We start from the raw sequence: 22,160 nt of genomic DNA, 5'->3' as shown, positions 1-22,160 counted from the left end.
CAAATCCTCATCCACCGCTTCCGAGCGGGGCACGCCAACGGCCGTGCCCCTCATCGACTCGAGCGGTTCGATCTCACAAGGTCCGACTGTCCGATGTTCTCATTCGCCCACGGCGCTACGCGCCGGGAGGTTCGGCGGAGGGAAATGCCATGAGAAAAGCGGACAGGCCGGGCGTTTAGCCGCGTCCGGAGGGGCTCCGGGACGTCCGTGGACCGCGTGGGTCGGGCGGTGGGTGTGAGAATGCCTTAGACTTTGGCTTAGCCATCGTCAACTCCTCTAAGTTGATTTGGTTAGCGGGTCGTAGGTGCTCTAACACCTGCGGCCCGCGCTTCTTACCGCTTACGAGCGATGGATGTTTGCCGACACGTGACATGAAACAGCAAACAACGCGAGCACGGTAGCAAATTACGTGCGTGCTTGCCTATGGAAGGATTCTCAAAAGTTACCTCACCGTCGTTCCTGCGCACGCAGGAACCCAGCGCCTCGGTTCACCAGCAACACGACGACGCTGCATCGGCTTTTACGTAGGTAACGTGCTCGCGACAACCTGTTGCATCGCCGTGGGCACCGGCCTGCGCCGGTGCGACGAAGTGCTCCGTCGTTCCGGCGCAGGCCGGAACCAACCGCCTCGGTTTGCCAGCACTGCGGCGGCGCTGCATCGGCTTTTGCGTGGGCAACGTCGTCGCGACAACCCATCGCATCGCGCTGGGTTCCAACGTTCGCTGGAACGACGTGGGGCGCGATCAAGCAGTGCCGATGACCTGGCCCGCTGCGCGGAATCGCGCGCAAGCGCGCTCCTACAAGAGGTGGGATGCGATAGCCGGATGCATCGCCGGGGCACCGGCCTGCGCCGGTGCGACGAAGTGCTCCGTCGTTCCGGTGCAGGCCGGAACCCACCGCCTCGGTTTACCAGTACTGCGACGACGCGGCATCGGCGTTTACGTAGGTGACGTACTCGCGACAACCTATCGCATCGCGCTGGGTTCCAGCGTGCGCTGGAACGACGTGAGGGGGTTTGTAGGTTGCCTCGCCCTTTCCATATGCACCTCACCCTGCACGCCCCGGGCGGGTTGGCCCTTGGGGCCGCCTGAGCAGAGGGCCGCGTAACGTACGGATATTCAAACCACGGCAACGGCCCGCTCCGAAGGACTGCGCCGAAGGCCCCAAGGGCCAACCCGTCCGGGGCTCAACGCAACCTCCGAGCGCAAGGCGGCGAACGCCGCTCAACACACGAGTCGCGCAGCGACTGACCGCATCCCACCAGAACAACGGACGTCCATACGTCCATCGCACACAAAAAACAAGGCGAATCCAAACCAACCGCACCAAACGTGCACACCGTCACATTACGTCTCAATCGAGTGTGATTTTAGGACAACTCCTAATAGCTAAGAATTTCCCCTAAGCCCTACTCTTTCCCTCAACGCCGGACACCACGCTGGCATGGGGATCGGGCCGAGCGCCCGGTCGGGGAATGATCACTTCGTAGATAACGACACGCGACGCGCATCGGGAGGTGCGTGACAAGGGACGTTGCACGCCTCGTTTCTGACGACGCGTGCGATCGGCCTTCAGGGCCGATTTCAAAACGAACACCACGGAACGACCGGTGCACGACATGCCTGTGAAAAAGGGGGCAAGGGGAGGCTTTGGCCGTTACCCAGCCACCAACCGACATCGACCGCTTCCGGCGGCTATCGCCTGCGTGCTCGCCATGGCCGCTTGCGTGCCTCTCGCGGCACGTGCCGTGGATGCCAGCGCAGCATCCGGCGCCGCGATTTCGTTCAACAGCGCTTTCCTGATGGATGGCGACAGCATCGACCTGGCGCGCTATGCCGACGGCAATCCAGTCGAACCCGGACCGCAGCTTCTCGATATCGTCGTCAATGGCACGCCCTTGGATCGTCGCGAGATCCTGTTTGTCGCCTCGGGCACACCGGATCATGCCGCTGCCTGCATCACGCCCGAACTGCTGCGCGTTGCCGGCGTGAAGGATGAGCTTCTTACCGGATCCCATGCCGACTCACAGGGCTGCGTGGCGCTTGGCGCCACGATACCCGACGCCACCGTGACCTACGACAGCCACGCGTTACGTCTGAACCTCACGATTCCGCAGGCGGCACTGGCTCGCGAGGCGCGTGGCTACGTCGACCCCGTGCTCTGGAACTACGGCGACACCGCTTCATTTCTCAACTACACCTTTAACGCCCAGCGTACGCGTGGCGATACCAATGCCTACGCCAGCCTTATGGGTGGCCTGAACCTGGGCGCATGGCGCCTGCGTCATCGCGGCTCGATGCAATACAACACGGGACGCGGGCGACATTACCAGTCGTTCACCAATACCGTCGAGCGCGATATTCCTTCATGGCGTGCGCAGCTTCTGGTGGGTGAGAGCTATACGAACGGCCTGCTTTTCGAAGGCGTGGGCTTTGTCGGCGCGCAGGTGGTCAGCGACGATCGCATGCTGCCGGATGCCTTGCGCGGTTACGCCCCGGTCGTGCGGGGCATGGCCTCCACGGAAGCGCGTGTGACCGTTCGCCAGAACGGTTATGTGCTCTACGAGGTGTCGGTCGCGCCGGGTCCGTTCGAGATCAGCGACCTGTATCCGACCAGCTACGGCGGCGATCTTGAGGTGACCGTCTACGAGTCGGATGGGCGCGAACAGCGTTTCACCGTGAGTTTCGCCGCCGTGCCGCAGGCGCTACGCGAAGGGGTGACGCGCTTCAGCGCGACGGCGGGCCGGCTTCGCATGCCTTATGGGAGCGGACGCGAGCCCGTGTTCGCGGAGGGCACCTGGGCGCGGGGCATGAACAACTACCTGACGTTGATCGGTGGTGCGCAGGCCAGCAAGGATTACACCGCCATGCTCGCCGGTAGCGCGATCAATACGCGCTGGGGCGCGTTCGGTGCGGACGTCACCTTTGCGCGGGCCACCTTGCTGCGTCGAGAGCGCCATCGCGGCAGCAGTCTGCGTCTCAACTACCAGCGTACGTTCGCCGGCAGCGGGACGAACTTTGGCCTGGCCGCCTATCGCTACAGCACCGAGGGCTTCTATACATTGACCGAGACCGCGCAGGTCCGGAACGAGCGCGACCCCATCAATACCTATACGGTGTCCCGCGCGAAGCGGCGCCTGCAATTCAATTTTTCGCAGCGTGTGGGTGAGCGAAGCTCGCTGTTTCTCAGTGGCGGCCATGTCAGCTACTGGGGCAGCCAGGGGACGCAGACGGACTACCAATTCGGGTTCCAGAGCAGCATCCGATCGGCCAGCTACAGCGTATCGGCGATGCGCACCCGCGATATCGCCGGCCGTAACGACAACAGCCTGCAGTTCACCCTCAGCATGCCGCTCGGGGGCACCTCCCGGGCACCGAACATCAATGCTTCGGTGCAGCGCACCCGTCGGGATACCAGCAGCCAGGCCTCGATCAATGGCAGCGCGGGCGAACGTGGCGCGCTCAGCTATAGCCTGGGCGCAGCGCATACCCGGGGTGACGCGGCGGCGTACTACGCCAGCTCCTCGTATCGCAGCGCGTTGGCCCAGTGGAGCGCGATGGCCGCGCATTCGCAGGGCGCGACGACGACGGCCATCGGTGCAACCGGTGCGATCGTCGCCCACCGCGGTGGCATCAACCTCAGCCCGACGATCAGCGACGGTTTCGTGCTGGTCGAGGCGAAGGGTGCGCGCGGTGCCCACCTGAGCCAGGGTGATTCGCGTATCGCTCGCAACGGATTCGCGGTGCTACCGCAGATCACGCCTTACCGCTGGAACAGCGTCAGCATCGAACCGCAGGGTCTGTCGCACGACGTGGAGCTGCTGCAGACCAGCCAGCGCGTGGTGCCTACCGCGGGCGCCATGGTGCATATGACCTTCGCTACGCGAATCGACACCACGGTGTACATCCGCGCCGTGGCACCCGATGGGCCGCTCGAGATTCCCTTCGGCAGCGATGTCCGCAACGAGGCCGGCGAGCTGGTCGGTGCCGTGAGCCAGGGCGGCATCGTCCGCGTACAGGGCGACCACCATCACCTGATCGTCGGCAACGACGACACCGGCCAATGCCGTATCGATTACGCCGTCCCCGCTTCCACCGACGAGCGCGGCCTGCGCATGACCGAAGCCGTCTGCAAGCCCGTCGTCGCCGCACCCGCCGTTCCACCCACCGAAGAGGCATCTACATGAGGCGTCCCACTCCCCATGTCTCCATCCGACCCACGCCACCACGACTTGCGCTGTCCCTGCTGATGGCCTGCCTGTGTCTTGACGCCATGGCACCCGCCCAGGCCGATAGCCAGGTGACGCTGACGGGCAAGATCACCGCAGGCACCTGCGTGGTGAACCATCCGTCGGTAGCCTGGGAAGACATCTCTGCCGCCGATATCCCGGAGGGCGGCCGTGTCACGGCGAGTACGCGGCGTTTCGATATCGAACTGAGCAGTTGTGCCGGCGTGACGGCGGCCACGTTCACCTTCGGATCGACGGCCGACGCCGATCCCGTCGAGGCGGACACCTTCCGCAACACGGCCACCTCCCCGGCGCCGTATCTCTCGATCTGGATTCAGCGCGCCAATGCCATCGGCGCCTGCCCCAGCAGCGGCAGTACGCAAAAGCCGGGTACCACCCACAACGTGCTTGTGGACAGCGACGCGATCACGGTGCCGATGTGCGCCACCTACTACCAGCGACGCGACGGACGCATCACCGCCGGCGACGTGCACGCGGCGATCGTCCTCGGTATCGCCTACAACTGACCACCACAGGGATAGCCCTCCATGATCCACCGCACCCTCACCCTCGCCCTGGCGACGGCCATCGCCGGTCTCGCGACGGCACCCGCCATGGCGCAGAACTCAAGCACCATCACGCTGACCGGCCGGGTCACGGCCGGCACCTGCACGGTCACCAACCCGACCATCACGATGCCGGATGTCTCCGCCAAGGACATGACCGCGCCGGGTCGCATCGTCGCCAGCAATACGCCACTGACCATCCAGCTTTCCGGCTGCTCGGGTGTCACCGGGGCGCGACTGACGTTCGGCGGGACCGCCGATCGGGATACCGATGTCACCACGGTGTTCAAGAACAAGGCGACGACGGGCGCGGCGCCGCATACCGCGATCTGGCTGGGCCATACCTCCTGCACGACGTCCAGTAACGACCTGTCGCCGGGCGCGACGCGCGACCACACGTTCACCAGCGGCACCTTCAGCATTCCGCTGTGCGCGGCGTACTACGCGAAGTCCACCGGCGTGGTGAAGGCCGGCACGTTCAGCAGCACGTTCAACGTCCTCATCACGTACCAGTGAGCCACGCATGAGGACCGTCCCCGTGACACATCGCACGTCCCTCCTGATGCTGGGCGGCGCCTTCGCGCTGGCCGCCCAACCCGTGCCGGCCGATAGCAGCTTGACGTTCGGCGGCCGCGTCCTGGCGGGCACCTGCGACGTGCACGCGGACGACGCGGCCAAATCCGTACCGTTGCCGACCTTACGCGCCGACGAACTGTCGTCGTTCAAGGAGGCGCCCGTCCCCGCGAGCGAAACGCCGTTCCAACTCAGGCTTATCAACTGCCGTGGCGTGACAAAGGCACACCTCGACTTCAGCGGTACACCGGCGGGTAGTGGATCGGCCCAGTACGCCAATACGGGAACCGCGAGCGGCGTCGCCGTCCATCTGGTGGAGGCCTCGAACGGCAAGGTCATCAACGCCTCGGGCCATCGCATCACCCTCGTCATTGACGGCGAGACGACGAAGACGTTCGACGCGAAAGCCTACTACTACCGGCTCGGTACCCAGGACCTGAAACAGGGGCTAGTGGATACCACCGCCATCGTCACCGTGCAGTACGACTGAACCTCCCGTCGATCGCAGGCGTCGCCCGGACGCATGGCATCGACTCATACCCACCCTTCCGGGCTATCTACCCAACTCATGACGCAAGGAGCGTTATCGATGAATTTCAAGCTCGCCCTTCTCACCGCCTCGCTGGCCCTCGTGCCGACCTTCGCCTCTGCCGGCACGCTGCAGATCACCGGTGAGATCCAGGCGCCGACCTGCGATTACTCGTCGGGCAGCGACACCAAGACGATCGCGCTGTACCCGATCGATGCCAGCCAGCTCAAGGCCGCCGGCGACATCGCCGGTCACCAAAATGTCGATATCGAGCTCAACTGCACCGCCGCGCTCGGCCGCAAGGTCGGTATCGCCTTCAGCCATCCGGATTCGGTCGATCCGGACACCGGCGACCTGATGCCCAAGGGCACGGCGGAAAACGTCCAGCTCACCCTCATCGACGAGGGCGGCAACCAGCAGAAGTTCAACGGCAAGCCCAACAACCTGAAGGAGACCGTCAACGGCACGACGACCTTCCGTCATACCGTCGCCTACAAGGCGAAGGCCCCGGTGACCAAGGCCGGCACCCTTAACGCCACCGCGACGTACACGGTCGTCTACGAGTAAGTCTCCCCTTCTCGCTCCGCGCTTTCACGGTACGTGCGGCCAACTCGGGGGTGGCCGTCCGTATCGTGCTTTTTTCTCCATGCCCAAGGTGAAAGCCCATGATCCGACACCTCTTCTGGCTTCCGTTGATCGGTGCCTGCCTGCTGGCCATTTTTGCCGTCACATCCACCGCGAAGGCCGGTGTCGTGGTCGGCGGCACGCGCGTGGTGTTCAACGAAAGCAGTCGCGAACAAACGGTGCAGATCACCAACCAGGGTACCTCGCCCGCCATGGTGCAGAGCTGGATCGACGACGGCCAGGCCGACGCACGCCCACGTCATATCCAGGTGCCCTTCGTCCTCACCCCGCCGCTGACGCGCCTGGAACCCGGGCAGGGGCAGACACTACGCATCGCCTACCTTCCTCTGCCGGACAAACCGCTGCCGACGGACCGCGCTACCGTGTACTACCTCAACGTGCTGGAGATCCCGCCCACCTCCGACGAGCACAAGGGCAAGAACACCCTGCAACTGGCGGTACGCACGCGCATCAAGCTGTTCTTCCGTCCCAAAGGCGTCGAAGGCATGCCGCGCGAGGCCGCTACGAAACTTGTCTGGCGTGTGGATGGCGGTGCAAGCGGCCGCTACCTCACGGTGGAGAACCCGACGAGCTATTACGTATCGATCAATCAGGCGGTTGTCTCGGATGGCGCGCAGACAGATACGCCGACCATGGTCGCTCCCCATGAGTCGGCACGCATGCCGCTGGGCGCCAAGGCGATCGAGAAATTACCGAATGCCGGAATGGTCGCCTTCCAGTGGATCGACGACTACGGCGCCTCCGTCGAGAACATCACGTCCCTCACATCGCATGATGAATGATACCGACGAGGGCATACGCATATGACCGGATTCATCGCGCGTAGCATCGGATTGATGTTTCTTTTGATAGTTCCTACGACGTGGGCATGCACAACGCGGAGCGGTGGTGGAGGCTACGCCAGCAACCTAACCGTTCGAGCATTCTACGCCGCCGCGCCCCTGGGAACGCTGATCACGCCCTGGCATTCCATGTTTGGGGGTGCCGATGGGCATACTTACTACTTCGGAGGATGTTCATCCACCGACCGAATCGCCATTACCGCTCGCGGCTCCAGCTCGCTTCGATACGTCGCCATGGTGACGGTAGGTGGAAACCAGTACGCCGCCTATGAAGTCACCCCGACATCGCCCCTGTTCATTTTTGATCACGTCACCGAGATTGGTAGCCTCCACAACGCAGGCAAGGTCACGACCCCCGTTACCGATATCAGCAACATACGTAGCCAAGGCGCCACACCGGCACCAGGAGGAGCGGGCGGCCGCGATAAAGAGAGAACCTCTTATTTTCAGTATGCACTGGTTGGCCGAGGCCACCTGATGACCGGACTCCCGAGCACGCTCGTCGTGAACTTCACAAGCTATCCTGACGCCTATCCTTCGTTGAATATAAACACGTCGCTCACCGCCTCGATCGACGTGGAAATGCCAACCTGCGCGCCAGCGGATACGACGGTGACGTTGGACGACGTGTCTCTCGGAGAACTGAATGCCGTGGGCAAGACATCGGGTGCGAAAGACTTCTCGGTTCGCATGTACTGCTCAGGGGTTGGCCGCAATATGACCATTTCCCTGATCGACGCCAATAACAAAAGCAATATCGGTACGGAGCTGACTCCGTCGGCGGGCTCGGATGCGCAAGGTGTGCGACTGCAGATACTCCGGAGTGGCGCACCGGTACGCATGGGCTCATCGTGGAATGGTGGCGGCACGAGCGCCGCGTACCAGAACGTGGACCTTACCGCACGCTACTACCGCGCAGCCGTGGGCGCCAGGCCGGGCCTTCTCGGCGCCAAGGTTACGCTTCAAGTCGACTATAACTAGGTCAGGCATCGGGAGAACGCCACGCCTTCAATTCGCAGGGCATGGCTAACTTCCTCAGGCTCCACATCATCTATCACTGCTCACCCGAGAGCCTTTGTCTGACGTTCAAGGGTCGTGGTTCTCGGACATTTCATTCATGCCTATGCCTTTTATCTCTCGGCACCGCGCCGTTCCGGCGCTCGCCCTTCTGGCTCTCGCCGGAACCACGAACCACGCCAGGGCCTGCGTAAAAATTACGCCACCGAGTATCGGTCTTTATGCACGGGCGAATGTCGCCAACGACGAAGCCAACGCCCCGTTAGGCACCCCGTTGAGCGACTGGGCGAAAACGCCTTCGTTTGTCTACAGCGGATGCACCTCTAGCCTGCCGCTTGCCCTGCGAACGCAGTTCGCTGGTGGACTGGGCCAGTTCGTGACCTACGTGAATCTCGAAGGCCAACGATATGCGGCGTTTCAGGTCTACGCGAACTCACCGTTGTTTATCTTCAGACAAACCGTGATCGCGGAGAATTCGGGACGAAAGTCGACGCTGCCTGTCGGAGAGTTCGAACTGAACCATCCCGGCATTCTGCCGGACAGCTCGGGCACGCTCGCCAGTTACTTCGAGATGCGCACGGTTGGACGGGGCAGCCCGATCCAGCCGGCGACCAGCGATGAACTTCATATCTTTCGCTTCAACGTGACACCACCGAGCTTCCCGGCACTGAAAGGGTATGCCGATCTGAACAGTTCGATCCAGGTGGTTCAGCCTACCTGCGAATTCCTGCAATCGGAGCAGTCAGTGAAGCTACCCGACATCCGGATGTTGGATCTTGGCTCAACCAGCGCATCGGTATCTTTCTACGTCAATATGAAGTGCAATGTCTATCGCAGCTTCCGTATTCGACTGACGGACAAGCTCGATCCCGGCAACAACAATACGGCACTGACGCCAACACCAACGTCTACGGCGCAAGGCGTCCGCCTGCAAGTACTTCGCAACGACGTCCCCTTTCCCATGCAAGGTACATGGGACTTCAGGGGTTACGGTGGCGGAAGCTATCAATACGAGCAACTGGCGGTGCGTTACGTACGGACATCCGGCACCCTGGTACCGGGAACGATCGGTGCCATGATCACCATCACAACCAACTATCTCTAGCGACGCCGTCAACAGAAAGGGCCACGGAATTTCCGTGGCTCTTTCGGTTTCAACCGATGTCAAAGAAGACTTAAGCTGCCTTCGATGCCTGCATCTTCTCGGCCTTGCGAATCACCGCTGCACGCAGCTCCTCGCTGTCGAAGTCATCGATGGAGATGAACTCGGCCACCGCGTCACGCACACGCTGGAGCAGTTCCCGCTCCGCCGCGTTGATGGCGCCGAGCTTCTCGGCTTCCGCTAGTTGCTCGTTGTAGGTGCGGGCATGCAGCTGGCCGCTCTTGAGCGCCTTGACGAACTTGCGCTCGACCGGCTCGGCGGCGATCACGTCCGGCAGGATCGCGTTCATGCGACCGACCGTGTTGTTCGCCGTGGGCGTGATGTACGACCAGTTCATCAGGCGGTCGCGGGCTTCGCTGGGCGCGGTGATCAGCGCGGCGACGCGACGGCCCAAGCGATCGGACGGCGGCACTTCGCGGCGGCCCCACGGGAAGACCAGGGCGCGCAGCAACCAGGCCACCGGACGGACCGGGAAGTTGCGGATGACGCCGTCGAGCGCGTTCTGGATGCGCCACATGCACTCGTGGAACGCCCAGGCGAGCAGCGGACGGTCGGCTTCCGGACGACCGGTGTCCTCGTAGCGCTTGAGCATCGCGCTGGCGATGTACAGGTACGAGAGCACGTCGCCGAGACGGGCCGAGAGCTTTTCCTTGAACTTCAGCTTGCCGCCCAGCACGCCCATCGAGACGTCGGCACACAGCGCCAGCGCCGCGGAGTAGCGGTCAAGCTTGCGGTAGTAGCGACGGGTGTAGGCGTCGCCGGCAGTCTGGCCGATCTTCGCCGCCGTGAGGCCCAGCGTGAAACTGCGCACCGCGTTGGAGAAGCCGAAGCCGATGTGGCTGAAGAGGAGTTTGTCGAAGGTCTTCAGGCGCTCGCGGTAGTCCGCGATGTTGAGCGACTGCATTTCCTTCAGTACATAGGGGTGGCAGCGGATCGCACCCTGACCGAAGATCATCAGGCTGCGCGTCATGATGTTCGCGCCTTCCACCGTGATGGCGATCGGCACGCCCTGCCACGCGCGGCCCATGTAGTTCTTCGGGCCTAGGATGACGCCCTTGCCGCCGTGCACGTCCATCGCGTCGGCCGCGATCTGACGCGACCACTCGGTGGCGTGGTACTTGGCGATGGCCGACGGCACCGCCGGCTTTTCGCCGCGGTCGACGGCGGCGGCCGTGGCGCGCGACAGCGCCTGGGTGGCGTAGGTCAGGCCGCCGATGCGGGCCAGGGCCTCTTCCACGCCTTCGAAACGGCCGATAGCAAGGCCGAACTGCTTGCGCATGCGGGCGTAGGCGCCGGTGGCGGCAACGGCCATGCGCGAAGCGCCGGTGGCGTTGGACGGCAGCGAGATGGCGCGACCGACCGAGAGGCACTCGACCAGCATGCGCCAGCCCTGGCCGGCCATGTGCGGGCCGCCGATCAGCACGGACAGCGGAACGAACATGTCCTTGGCGTGGATCGGGCCGTTCTGGAACGGCGTGTTGAGCGGGAAGTGACGGCGGCCGATTTCAAGCCCCGGGGTTTCACGCGGCAGCAGGGCCAGGGTGATGCCGAGGTCTTCCTTGTCGCCCAGCAGCTTTTCCGGGTCGTACATGCGGAAGGCCAGGCCCACGATGGTCGCGATGGGCGCCAGCGTGATGTAGCGCTTGTCGAAGGTGAGGCGGATACCGACGGTTTCCTCGCCGTTCCACGTGCCCTTGCAGACGATGCCGAAGTCGGGGATCGAGGTGGCATCGGAGCCGGCGTAGGGGCCGGTCAGCGCGAAGCACGGAATCTCGCGACCGTCGGCCAGGCGCGGCAGGTAGTGGTTCTTCTGCTCGTCGCTGCCGTAGTGCATCAACAGTTCGCCTGGGCCCAGCGAGTTCGGCACGGCGACGGTGGACGACAGCGTGGCGGACATGCTCGAAATCTTCTGCAGCACGGCCGAATGGGCCAGCGCGGAGAAGCCGAGGCCGCCGTAGCTCTTCGGGATGATCATGCCGAAGAACTTGTGCTTCTTGACGAATTCCCAGATCTCCGGCGGCAGGTCGGCCAGCTCGTGGCTGATCTGCCAGTCGTCGACCATGGCGCAGAGTTCTTCGACGGGGCCGTCGAGGAAGGCCTGCTCTTCCACCGACAGCTCGGGCTTGGGCTGCTTCAGCAGCTCGTGCCAGTTCGGCTTGCCGGAGAACAGCTCGCCCTCGAAACCGACCGTGCCGGCTTCCAGCGCGGTCTGCTCGGTGTCGGACAGCTTCGGCGTGACCTTGGCGAACATGGACAGCAGCGGCGCCGAGATCTTCTTGCGGCGGAAGTCGACCATGAGCAGCGGCACGGCCACGATCGCCAGCAGGATCAGCAGGACGAGGGTGGTCACCGTGGCGCCGGCGAGGATGCCGACGACGAGCGTCGTCACCGCCGTGGCGATGGCCCACGTCTTCAGGGACGTGCGGTGGTAGGCACATGCACCGGAGGCGATAAGCGCCGCCAGTACAACCAGGATCGCTGACATGGGTGTCACCTCTTACGTTCGTCGTGTTGCGGGGTTTACTACGGAAAGCGTTTCAGGAAAGTGTTTCGAGGAACCGTGCTATCTCGCGGGTGAAGGCGTCGTTCGCGTCGCCGGCCACCATGTGGGTGGCGTCGGCCAGCGAGACATGGTGCGCATGCGGCACCACGCGAAGGAATTCGTCCACCGTTTGGTTGGAGACCACGTCGCTACGCGCGCCCGACAGCAGCAGCACCGGCACCTGGATGTTCGCCGCAGCGGCGAACAGGCGGGGCTGGTAGCGCTCGCTCTCGTGGATCACGCCGTCGAGCATGGCAGGGTCCCAGTGCCAGCGCAGGCGACCGTCGGCGCCTTCGCGTAACAGGGGCTTGAGCTGTTCTTCCGTCTTGCGTTCGCGACGATGCGGTAGGTAGGCCTCGATGGCCGAGGCCGCTTCGTCGTAGCTGGCGAAACCGTCCGGGTGGGCGCGCATGAAGCCGAGGATGCGCTCGACACCCTTGGTCTCCCAGCGAGGGGTGATGTCCACGAGGATCAATGCCGAGAAGGGGCAGGCATGGGTCGGCTCGCCCGCCGCCACCATGCCGAGCAGGCCGCCCATGGACGCGCCCACCAGCACCGGCTTGCGGCCCGACGCCGGGGTGGCGTGCGCCGTCACCGCCAGCAGGTCGGCCACGAACTGTTCCATGTGGTAGTCGCCGTTCGCCAGCCGGCCGCTTTCGCCATGACCGCGCGCGTCGAAGGTGGTGGTGTCGTAGCCCTGCCCGGCCAGCGTGCGGGCACTGCCGTTCCAGGCGTGGCGCGTCTGGCCGAAGCCGTGCGCGAACACCAGCGCGGGCTCGCGCTCGCCGCGCCAGTGCTGGGTCGCGAGCGCCAGGCCGTCAGCCGTGGCGAGGCTGGCTCGGGTGGAACGGAGGGTGGAAGGTTCGGCTACCATACGCTCGAGTATGTGGTTTGCGGCAGAACCCGTCAATACGGATGCGTATGGACATGCAAGCCCCGCAAAGTCAAGGTCTTATGCAGCATGGCTGGGGCACCCCCGATTGCAAATGGCCCGCCGTCCGTTACCATGCGCCGATGAACGAAGGTGCCAAGAACGAACGCGTCCGTCTCTCCGCCGAAGATTGGGAAGACGGCGCCCTAGCCCTGATCGCCGAGCAAGGGGTCGGCGCCCTGGCCGTCGAGGCCCTCGCCAGGCGACTCGGCGTCACCAAGGGCAGCTTCTACTGGCATTTCCGCACCCGCGAAGCGCTGCTCCAGGCCGCGCTGGAGCGCTGGGAGGAATACGCCGAGCGCGAGGTGCTGGCCGAGATCGAGCGCATTCCCGATCCGCTCAAGCGCTTCCCCGAGCTGTTCCGCCGCGTCGCCCACGAACTCCAGCCGCATCGTGTCTACGCTGCACTGCTGAAGGCGCTCGACCATCCGCAGGTGGTGCCGGTGATGGCCCGCGTATCGCAGCGGCGCATGGACTTCCTGACTCGCCTGTATTCCGAGGCCGGCCTGGATCCAGTCACTGCGCTGCATCGCGCCCGCCTTACCTATGCGGCCTACGTCGGCTTCCTGCAGCTCAATTTCACCCTGGGCCTGCCGCGGATCAGCCACGAGGAATTTGACGCCTACGTCGAGCACATGATCGCCACGCTCACCCCGGCCAAGAAGACGGCGTGAAGCTGAACGCACGGCGCGCATTTTGCTGCGCCGTGCCTTGCGAATACCAGGAAGCGCAAACTACTGTCGCGCCTTGCGTTTACCTGGAGACCACAACGGATGCGTTCGCAAGGCAGTTCCCTGGAAGCCCTGAATCGATGGGTCGACGATGTCGCCCGCCTGACGGAGGCCAGCTCCGCCGTCTGGTGTGACGGCTCAGACCAGGAATACGCGCGACTCGTCGCGACCATGCTGGAAAGCGGCGACCTGCTGCCGCTCAACGAGACCACCAACCCGCGCAGCTACCTGCACCGCTCGCATCCCTCGGACGTCGCCCGCGTCGAGCACCTGACCTTCGTCTGCACGCCCGAGCAGGACGACGCCGGCCCGAACAACCACTGGATGGCGCCCGCCGACGCCCACGCGAAGATGGACGCCCTCTTCGCTGGCGCCATGCGTGGCCGCACCATGTACGTGATTCCGTACTGCATGGGTCCGATCGACTCGCCGCTGTCGCGTTGCGGCGTCGAGATCACGGACAGCCCGTACGTGGTCGCCAACATGAAGATCATGACCCGCATGGGCGCGCCCGCCCTCGCCCGCATCGAGCGCGAAGGCCGGTTCGTAAAAGGCCTGCACTCCACCGGCGATCTCGATCCGAACCGTCGCTTCATCATGCATTTCCCCGAAGAGCTGACGATCAAGTCGATCGGCTCTGGGTACGGCGGCAATGCCCTGCTGGGCAAGAAGTGCCATGCCCTGCGCATTGCGAGCCACCAAGCCCGCCGTGAAGGCTGGCTCGCCGAGCACATGCTGATCGTCGGCATCGAGAACCCCAAGGGCGAGAAGCACTACATCGCCGCCGCGTTCCCATCGGCCTGCGGCAAGACCAACCTCGCCATGCTCATCCCGACCGAGGGCTACCGCAAGGCGGGCTGGAAGGTCTGGACGGTGGGCGACGACATCTGCTGGATGACCCCGGGCAAGGACGGTCGCCTGTGGGCGATCAACCCGGAAGCCGGCTACTTCGGCGTGGCGCCGGGCACCGGCGCCAACACGAATCCCAGCGCACTGGCCACGCTCGGCCACGATGCGATCTTCACCAACGTGGCCGTCACCGCGGATAACCGCCCGTGGTGGGAAGGCCTCGACGATGGTCAGCCGGTCACCGACTGGCAGGGCCGCGCGTACGATCCGGCCAACGGCCCGGCCGCCCATCCGAACTCGCGCTTCACCGTTAGCGCCAAGCAGTGCCCGAGCTGGGCGCCCGAATCCGAGGACGCCGCCGGCGTGCCGATCTCGGCCATCGTCTTCGGCGGCCGCCGTCCGTCGCTGGTGCCGCTGGTGTTCGAGGCGAAGGACTGGGCGCACGGCGTGCTGGTCGGCGCAGCGATGGGCTCGGAAACCACCGCCGCCGCCACCGGCGCCGTGGGCGTGCTCCGCCGCGACTCCATGGCGATGAAGCCGTTCTGCGGCTACAACTTCGCCGACTACTTCGCCCACTGGTTGTCGTTCGACAAGCCCGGCGCGAAGCTGCCGCGCATCTTCCACGTCAACTGGTTCCGCAAGGACACCGACGGCCGCTTCATGTGGCCGGGCTATGGCGAGAACCTGCGCGTGCTCGACTGGATGATCCAGCGCGTGCAGGGCCTCGCCAGCGGCCACGAGACCCCGATCGGCACTGTGCCGGCCGCGGGCGAACTCAACGTCGACGGCCTGTCGGTCACGCCCGGCACCCTCGACGAGCTGCTGCGCGTGGATGTCGACGGCTGGGTCGAGGAGCTCAACGCCATCGGCACCTACCTCGACGGCTTCGGCGAACGCATGCCCGAACGCCTGAAGAGCGAACGCGAAAAGGTCAGCAAGGCCCTCGAGGCCGCCCAGGACCGCCGGACCGAACGCGTCGCCTAAATGCTGGAACTGTAGGAGCGCGCTTGCGCGCGATAGGGGTTATCGCAGCCCCCATCGCGCGCAAGCGCGCTCCTACACAGCGGGGCGACCGCCCCGTTCCGGACACCCCGTCCGACGAAACCCTCCTCCGGCCCGACGAAGCGGCCGAAAAGTGGCTTAAACCGTTTCTCCCTTGTCCGCATCCAAGCTGGCAAGATGAACGCCCTATGCCTCGCCGCCACTTCATTCATGCAGCCTGAGCTGCCCGCCGCGTCGACCGACGACGATATCGTGCGGGCCGCCGCGGCCGGCGATCGCAAGGCGTTCGAGACCCTCTACCGCCGGCATGCCGACCGGGTCTACGGCGCCATCCTGCGCCTGGCCGCCTTCGACCACGCCCGCGCCGAGGACCTCACCCAGGAAGCCTTCGTCCGTGCCTGGCAGAAGCTCGACGGCTTCCGCTTCGAGAGCGCCTTCGGCACCTGGGTCTACCGTCTTGCCGTCAACGTGGCGCTGATGTCCATACGTGCCCGCAACGCCGACCCGGTCAGCATCGTCGACGACGAACACCTGCCGGACATCGCCGATACCGACAATCCCGTGCGCGCCATCGAGCGCGCCGAACTGGAAAGGGCCATCGCGGCCTTGCCGCCGTGAGCCCGCGCCGTCCTCGTGCTGCACGACGTGGAAGGCTGGAAACACGAGGAGATCTCCACCGAGCTGGGCATGGCGGTGGGTTCTTCCAAAGCACAGTTGCACCGCGCGCGCGGCCTGCTCCGCCGGGCGCTGGGAGATACGCCATGAACGAACTCGACTACCTGCGCCAGATGCGCTCGCTCAACCGCCCGGTCACGCCCCATCGCGACCTGTGGGCGAGTATCGACGCCCGACTCGACGAGGCCCGACCGGCCACGACGACGCGCCACCGCCGTGCACGCCCCTGGATGATGGCCGCCGCCATCGCCGGTGTCGCGGTCCTCGGTGGCGGTATCGGACTGCACCTGGTGGCACCCACCCCCATCGACGACATGGCCGTCGCCCCGGCATGGAAACCGGCCGACCCGCGACTGGCCGGCGCCGCGATCCAACTGGATGCCACCCGCATGGAGCTCAACCAGGCGATGCGCGAGGCCCCCGACTCCGCCGCCCTGCAACGCCTGCTGCTGCGCACGGAGCGCCAGCGCGAGCGTCTGCGGAACTTCGACAAGCAAGCCGGCTAACAGGCAGGAATCCCCCTATGAAAACCCTCTACATCGCCCCCCTGCTGCTGGCCTTGTCGATTGGCGAGGCCCTGGCTTCCACGCCGATCAACCTCACCAAGGACATCCGCCCCAACGCGAAGATCAGCATCGACAACACCAAGGGTGACGTCACCGTCACCGCGTGGGACCGCAACCAGATCCAGGTCACCGGCATGCTCGGGAACGGCGCTCGTCCGCTCGAACTGGAAGGCGACGCCAACAGCATCGACATCCGTGTCCAGGGCGGTGGTGGCGACGGCAAGAAGTGGTTCAGCTGGGGCAACGACGCCAGCATGCAACCCTCCACCTTGAATGTGCGCGTGCCCAAGGGCGTCAGCGTCGAAGTGAAGGTGGTCAGCGCGCCGGTGAGCATCGACGGACTGGATGGCGGTCGCGTCGAAGTCGAATCCGTGAGCGGCCGCGTGCGTGCCAACGTGCGTTCGCCAGATGTGCAGATGCAGACGGTGAGCGGCACGATCGACCTCGCCGGTCGCGCCGACAAGGCCGACCTGCAAACCGTCTCCGGCGACATCACCGCGCCGTCGGTCATCAGCAAGGTGGATGCGCAGACGGTGTCCGGCCGCATGACCATCGGCGGCGGTCCGTGGACCAGCGCCAACTTCAGCACGGTGTCGGGCGACACGCTGATCAACGGCGGGCCGGCGAAGGACGGCAAGATCACCGTCGACGCCATGAGTGGCGACGTGCAGGTGCAGTTGCCCTCAGGCGCGTCGACGAAGCTCGAGGCGACCAGTTTCAGCGGCGACATCCGCACCGATTGGGGTAATCCGTCGCGCAACGACGATGGCCCCGGCAAGGAGCTGAAGGTCACCATCGGCGACGGTCGCGGCATGGTGCACCTGGAGTCCTTCAGCGGCGACGTGCGCGTGCGCAAGAGCGGCAATTAACCCACGCCGCCACTGTAGGAGCGCGCTCGCGCGCGACCCCTCAGGATGGCGATGACGAATGAAGCCTTGCAGCGATCGAGCGAGCGGTGACAGCCCGCCCGATCACGGCAAGGCTTCATCGTTTCATGGGGTCGCTTGAGGGTTCGCGCGCAAGCGCGCTCCTACAACAGCGATACCGCAAGGAGGGGGATCAGAGATCCTGGTGGTACTGCACGTACGGCGTGCGCGACTGGTCCGGCTCGGTGAGCGTGGGACCACCGTTGGTGGCAGGGCCATTGCCCGACGACCAGACGTTCTGCGCGCCCACCGACAGTTCACCGCGCCACGGCAGGCGGAAGGTGACGCCCAGGTCGATGGAGTTCCAGCGACGCTCCGGATTGAGGCCGGCGCCCGGTTCGGGCTGCATGGTGCGACCCGTGATTGTGCCGTACAGCGGACCGCGATCGACGCCGAGGCTCAGCGCCTTCTGGTCGATGGCACCCACGCCCAGCAGGTTGCCCGGCAGGAGACGGATTCGGCCAAAACTGGCGCCTACGTCAATGCCACTGCGACCACCGAGATCGACGCGACCATGCGCGTTGAGTTCGGTGCTGGACGACAGCGCGCCAAACGGCAGGCCCGACAGCGTGGACGTGCCCGGCAACACGCGCGGAAGCGCAGGACTGTTGCCCGAAGGACGGGTGGAGCCGACGCCCACGCCGACGCTGTAACCGGAGCCGCGCCAGGTGGCGCCCACTTCGCTACCGACGATACGCGGTGGTGCACCGGGCGAGGTGCAGCGATCGCCATGCGACGTCGCGGAGGCAGCGCAGGATTCGGCGGAATTGATCCAACCCTGCCCGTTCACCGAGGCATGCGCCTGGAGGCTGGGACCGAGGTCGTATTGCAGGCCGCTGGACACGTACTGACCCGCGCCCAAGGGGCGCGGTGCCAGGGCGTTGGTAGTGTCGGCACGATCGTCGGAACGGACCGACAACGTGCGACCGTCCGGCGAACGCCAGATCGGCACCGAGGAATTCTGGGGATCGGAACCCGCATCGGCGGCATCCGCGGCGACGGGCTCGGCATACAGCCGAGCACCCGTGCCTTCCGGTGCCATGCCCACGCCATGCCCTGCCGCGGCGAGCGGCATCAGCAGTAGCAGAGAGGGCAAGGTTCGGCGCATGGAAACCATTGATCGGAAGCGGCTTGAAGGTCCCCCCGGACACCGGCGCAAGCCGACGCCTAGGTTGGATCAGTGTAGCTGGTTTTACTTTTTACTAACAACCCCGAAACCGGCGTCTTAAGGAATCAGGATAGCTGCCGTTTATGACGTTCCAGGAGGGCCGCGGCCGCCAGGCGCAGGGGCCGTGAGACGGGCCACGGCGTCCCGTCGCGCGACCGCCACAACGCATATAGACTGAACCGACCACGACCCGGGACCTACGTCAGGCGATGACCATCGCTCCATCCCAAAGCCACGCTTTGCAGACGGCCGGTTCCGGCGAGGTCGAGCCGTTGCATGACGCCGTGGAGCGCCTGCTCCGGGCCGCCGACGCCGAGGTCGTGCGCAGCGAATGCGAGGCCTTCGCCCGATGCCTGCTGCCCGGTGTCGAGGTCTCCTGGCATGAAACGGCGCCTGCCGCGACGGCCGGCGAGTCCCTTTTTGAACTGGGCAACGACCCGCAGACCGGACTTGCCCTGTTCCTGGCCACCCCCGAGCCCGATGGCGCCACCTGGGCCGACATGATCGGCTGGCTGGGGCGCTTGGCCGGGGCCCGCCTGCGGCAGCTGGCCGAGACCGCCAACCTCTATGAGGCCATCTCCCGCCTGGCCCTGGCCGAGCGCCTCCAGCGGGCGCTCTACGCCATCGCCGAACAGGCCGGGGCCGAGCACAACATGCGCGACATGATGACGGCGCTCCACGACATCGTGGGCAGTCTCATGTATGCCGAGAATTTCTTCATCGTGCTGTACGACGCCCAGAGCCGTACGGTGCGCTTCCCCTATTTCGTCGATTCGGTCGATGACGATCCGCCGGATCCGGAAACGATCCGCCCGATCGAAGACATCGAGAACAGCCTGACCTGGCACGTGCTGCAGAGCGGCCGCCCGTTGATGGGCGCCAGCGCCGACCTGGAAAAGGAACTGCCCGGCCCCAGCGTCTCCATCGGTCCGCCTAGCGACGACTGGCTCGGCGTGCCCATGAAGCACGGCGAGGAAGTGGTGGGTGCCCTGGTGGTGCAGAGCTATCGCGACGACACCCGCTACACACCCAACGACCGCGAACTGCTCACCTACGTGGCCCAGCACGTGCAGACGGCGCTCGAACGCCGCCAGGCGCACGAGGAACTGGAACGCCGGGTCACCACGCGTACCGCCGCGCTGCGCGAGGCCAACCGCGTGCTGCGCCAGCAGGTGCTCCAGCGCCAGCGGGGCGAGCGTCTGCAAGCGGCGTTGTTCCGCATCGCGGAGCTGGCCAATACCTCCGACAGCATCGAGAATTTCTACGCGGCGGTGCATCGGGTCATCGGTGGCCTGCTCTACGCGCGCAACTTCTATATCGCCCTGCTCTCCGAGGACCAGGGCAAGCTCACCTTCCCCTACTCCGTCGACGAGCTCGACGGCGCGCGCGAACCGCGCGAGCTGGGTCGAGGCCTGACCGAGTACGTGCTGCGCAACGGCAAGGCCCTGCTCGCCGACCGCGCCGAGATCGACCGCCTCAACCGCGACCAGGTGCTCTCCACCACCGGCGCACGCTCGCTGCACTGGCTGGGCGTGCCGCTGATCTGGAACGAGAAATCGATGGGCGTGCTCGCCGTGCAAAGCTACTCGCCCGAGCACACCTACAGCGCACGCGACCAGGAGCTGCTGACCTTCGTCAGCTACCACATCGCCAACGCGCTGCAACGTAAGTACACCACCGAATCGCTCAAGCAGGCCTACGCCAGCCTCGAACGCCGTGTCACCGAGCGCACGCGCGCGCTGGCCCTGGCCAACCGCGACCTGCGCGAGCAGATCGCCGAACGCGAGCGCGTGGAGCGTCGTCTCAAGTACGAAACCCTACACGACTCGCTGACTGGCCTGCCGAACCGCACGCTGCTGCTCCAGCGCCTGGAGCAGGCGCTGAACCACTACAGGGAAAACCCTGGTGAGTTGTTCGCGGTGCTGTTCATCGACCTGGACCGCTTCAAGGTCATCAACGATTCCGTGGGCCATCTGGTCGGCGACGACCTGCTCTTCCAGGTCGGTGGCCGCGTACGCGCCTGCCTGAAGACCCGCGACGTGGTCGCACGCCTGGGCGGCGACGAGTTCGCCGTACTGGTGGAAGGCATCACCGATCCGCAGGCGGCGACGCATATCGCCGAACGCATCATCGCGCAGTTGCAGACGCCGTTCCGCCTGGGTGCCAAGGAGATCTTCACCTCGGCCTCCATCGGCATCGCGTTGCCCACGCCGGATTACACACGCCCCGAGGAACTGCTGCGCGACGCCGACTCGGCGATGTACCGCGCGAAGGACGAGGGGCGCCATCGCGCCGCCGTGTTCGACGATCGCCTGCGCCGCGAGGCGCTATCGCTGCTGGAACTGGAAGGCGATCTGCGCCGCGCGCTCACGCGCAACGAGTTCGTGCCGTTCTACCAGCCGATCGTCGACCTGGAGACCAGCCGCGTGGTGGGCTATAAGGCCCTGCTGCGTTGGCGCCACCCGGAGCGCGGCCTGTTGCCGCCGGGCGAGTTCCTGGCCGTGGCCGAGGACACCGGTTGCGCCGAGGCGATCGACTGGCAGATCTTCCAGCAGGTGGCCAAGCAGACCCGCGCGCTTACGCGCGACGAAGGCTTCATCAGCATCAACGTGTCGGGCAGCCACTTCCGCTCGCCCGACCTCGACCAGCGCCTGCTCGACCTGCTCGCCCAGCACAAGGTGCCCGCACGTTGCATCCGCGTGGAGGTGACCGAGCGCGCCCTGCTGGAGAATCCGGCACAGGTGAAGCGCATCCTGGAAAACCTGCGCGCCCACGGTGTCGGCATCGCGCTGGACGATTTCGGCACGGGATACTCGTCGTTGAGCTACCTGCACCAGTACCCGATCGAGACGCTGAAGATCGACCGCTCGTTCGTCACCGAACTGCCCGCCGAAGATAACGAGGCGCACAGCACGGCCGTGGTCCGCGCGATCCAGGCGCTGGCCAACTCGTTGCGCATGCATGTGATCGCCGAGGGTATCGAGACGGAAACGCAGATGAAGGTGCTGCGCCGTATCGGCTGTCGCTTCGGCCAGGGCTTCCTGTTCGCGCAACCGGCGCCGGCCAGCAAATGGCTGGGGGCGCCGTTGTCGTTGGATATCTGACCGAACGGGTTTGACGGGTCGCGTCGCCGCTGCGTTGGCTTATCGCGCGCAAGCGCGCTCCTACAGGCGAAGCGCAGCGACATCGCCTGTAGGAGCGCGCTTGC

The 22,160-nt window shown here is 65.2% G+C and carries 16 protein-coding genes and 1 pseudogene; 14 read left to right on the top strand and 3 right to left on the bottom strand.

The window, feature by feature from the left end; all coding sequences use genetic code 11:
* The first annotated feature begins 1,618 nt into the window (after positions 1-1,618).
* The 8 genes from GAK28_RS07655 to GAK28_RS07620 all read left to right on the top strand — a co-directional run bounded on the left by GAK28_RS07655 (position 1,619) and on the right by GAK28_RS07620 (position 9,505).
* The gene (locus tag GAK28_RS07655) at positions 1,619-4,186 is read left to right on the top strand and encodes a fimbria/pilus outer membrane usher protein (RefSeq protein WP_291776763.1); all 2,568 of its coding nucleotides are present in this window, start codon (positions 1,619-1,621) and stop codon (positions 4,184-4,186) included.
* Positions 4,183-4,755 (top strand): fimbrial protein, encoded by a 573-nt coding sequence (locus GAK28_RS07650; protein WP_291776761.1) that lies wholly within the window; start codon positions 4,183-4,185, stop codon positions 4,753-4,755. Before GAK28_RS07655 ends, GAK28_RS07650 begins: the two co-directional genes overlap by 4 nt.
* 21 nt (positions 4,756-4,776) lie before the next feature.
* Positions 4,777-5,310 carry a fimbrial protein gene (locus GAK28_RS07645; RefSeq protein WP_291776760.1) on the top strand — a complete coding sequence of 178 codons (534 nt, stop codon included), beginning with the start codon at positions 4,777-4,779 and terminating at the stop codon, positions 5,308-5,310.
* Positions 5,311-5,332: 22 nt separating this feature from the next.
* Complete coding sequence (locus tag GAK28_RS07640; RefSeq protein WP_291776758.1) at positions 5,333-5,857, top strand: fimbrial protein; 525 nt, start codon at positions 5,333-5,335, stop codon at positions 5,855-5,857.
* Between the two features lie 99 nt (positions 5,858-5,956).
* On the top strand, positions 5,957-6,463 hold the full coding sequence (locus GAK28_RS07635) for a fimbrial protein (RefSeq protein ID WP_291776755.1): 507 nt from the start codon (positions 5,957-5,959) through the stop codon (positions 6,461-6,463).
* Between the two features lie 98 nt (positions 6,464-6,561).
* Positions 6,562-7,323: a molecular chaperone gene (locus tag GAK28_RS07630; protein ID WP_291776753.1), complete on the top strand. Its 762-nt coding sequence runs from the start codon at positions 6,562-6,564 to the stop codon at positions 7,321-7,323.
* A 21-nt stretch (positions 7,324-7,344) separates the two neighbouring features.
* Positions 7,345-8,364: a fimbrial protein gene (locus tag GAK28_RS07625; protein WP_291776751.1), complete on the top strand. Its 1,020-nt coding sequence runs from the start codon at positions 7,345-7,347 to the stop codon at positions 8,362-8,364.
* Between the two features lie 136 nt (positions 8,365-8,500).
* On the top strand, positions 8,501-9,505 hold the full coding sequence (locus tag GAK28_RS07620; RefSeq protein ID WP_291776749.1) for a fimbrial protein: 1,005 nt from the start codon (positions 8,501-8,503) through the stop codon (positions 9,503-9,505).
* Between the two features lie 70 nt (positions 9,506-9,575).
* On the opposite strand, the gene GAK28_RS07615 is transcribed toward GAK28_RS07620, so the two are convergent.
* Both GAK28_RS07615 and GAK28_RS07610 read right to left on the bottom strand, forming a co-directional pair.
* Entirely contained in the window at positions 9,576-12,047 is a 2,472-nt protein-coding gene (locus GAK28_RS07615) for an acyl-CoA dehydrogenase (protein WP_291776747.1), read from the bottom strand.
* A 52-nt stretch (positions 12,048-12,099) separates the two neighbouring features.
* Positions 12,100-12,978, bottom strand: coding sequence for an alpha/beta fold hydrolase (locus GAK28_RS07610; RefSeq protein WP_291776745.1), 879 nt, complete (start codon positions 12,976-12,978; stop codon positions 12,100-12,102).
* Between the two features lie 140 nt (positions 12,979-13,118).
* On the opposite strand from GAK28_RS07610, the gene GAK28_RS07605 reads away from it, so the two are divergent.
* From GAK28_RS07605 to GAK28_RS07585, 5 genes and pseudogenes are all read left to right on the top strand, one after another.
* Positions 13,119-13,709 (top strand): TetR/AcrR family transcriptional regulator, encoded by a 591-nt coding sequence (locus GAK28_RS07605; RefSeq protein WP_291776743.1) that lies wholly within the window; start codon positions 13,119-13,121, stop codon positions 13,707-13,709.
* Between the two features lie 99 nt (positions 13,710-13,808).
* Complete coding sequence (locus GAK28_RS07600) at positions 13,809-15,599, top strand: phosphoenolpyruvate carboxykinase (GTP) (protein WP_291776741.1); 1,791 nt, start codon at positions 13,809-13,811, stop codon at positions 15,597-15,599.
* Between the two features lie 228 nt (positions 15,600-15,827).
* A pseudogene (locus tag GAK28_RS07595) lies at positions 15,828-16,382 on the top strand (sigma-70 family RNA polymerase sigma factor).
* Positions 16,379-16,798: a hypothetical protein gene (locus GAK28_RS07590; protein WP_291776739.1), complete on the top strand. Its 420-nt coding sequence runs from the start codon at positions 16,379-16,381 to the stop codon at positions 16,796-16,798. The pseudogene GAK28_RS07595 and the gene GAK28_RS07590 overlap by 4 nt, the downstream one beginning before the upstream one ends.
* 17 nt (positions 16,799-16,815) lie before the next feature.
* Complete coding sequence (locus tag GAK28_RS07585; RefSeq protein WP_291776737.1) at positions 16,816-17,727, top strand: DUF4097 family beta strand repeat-containing protein; 912 nt, start codon at positions 16,816-16,818, stop codon at positions 17,725-17,727.
* Positions 17,728-17,917: 190 nt separating this feature from the next.
* Here GAK28_RS07585 and GAK28_RS07580 read toward each other — a convergent pair whose 3' ends face one another.
* Complete coding sequence (locus tag GAK28_RS07580; RefSeq protein WP_291776735.1) at positions 17,918-18,892, bottom strand: hypothetical protein; 975 nt, start codon at positions 18,890-18,892, stop codon at positions 17,918-17,920.
* 269 nt (positions 18,893-19,161) lie between these two features.
* Here GAK28_RS07580 and GAK28_RS07575 point away from each other — a divergent pair, with 269 nt between their 5' ends.
* The gene (locus tag GAK28_RS07575) at positions 19,162-22,056 is read left to right on the top strand and encodes an EAL domain-containing protein (RefSeq protein ID WP_291776733.1); all 2,895 of its coding nucleotides are present in this window, start codon (positions 19,162-19,164) and stop codon (positions 22,054-22,056) included.
* Positions 22,057-22,160 lie beyond the last annotated feature (104 nt).

The sequence above is a fragment of the Luteibacter sp. genome, from assembly GCF_009912395.1.
GTDB lineage: Bacteria > Pseudomonadota > Gammaproteobacteria > Xanthomonadales > Rhodanobacteraceae > Luteibacter.
This window is presented reverse-complemented; position numbering and strand designations above follow the sequence as displayed.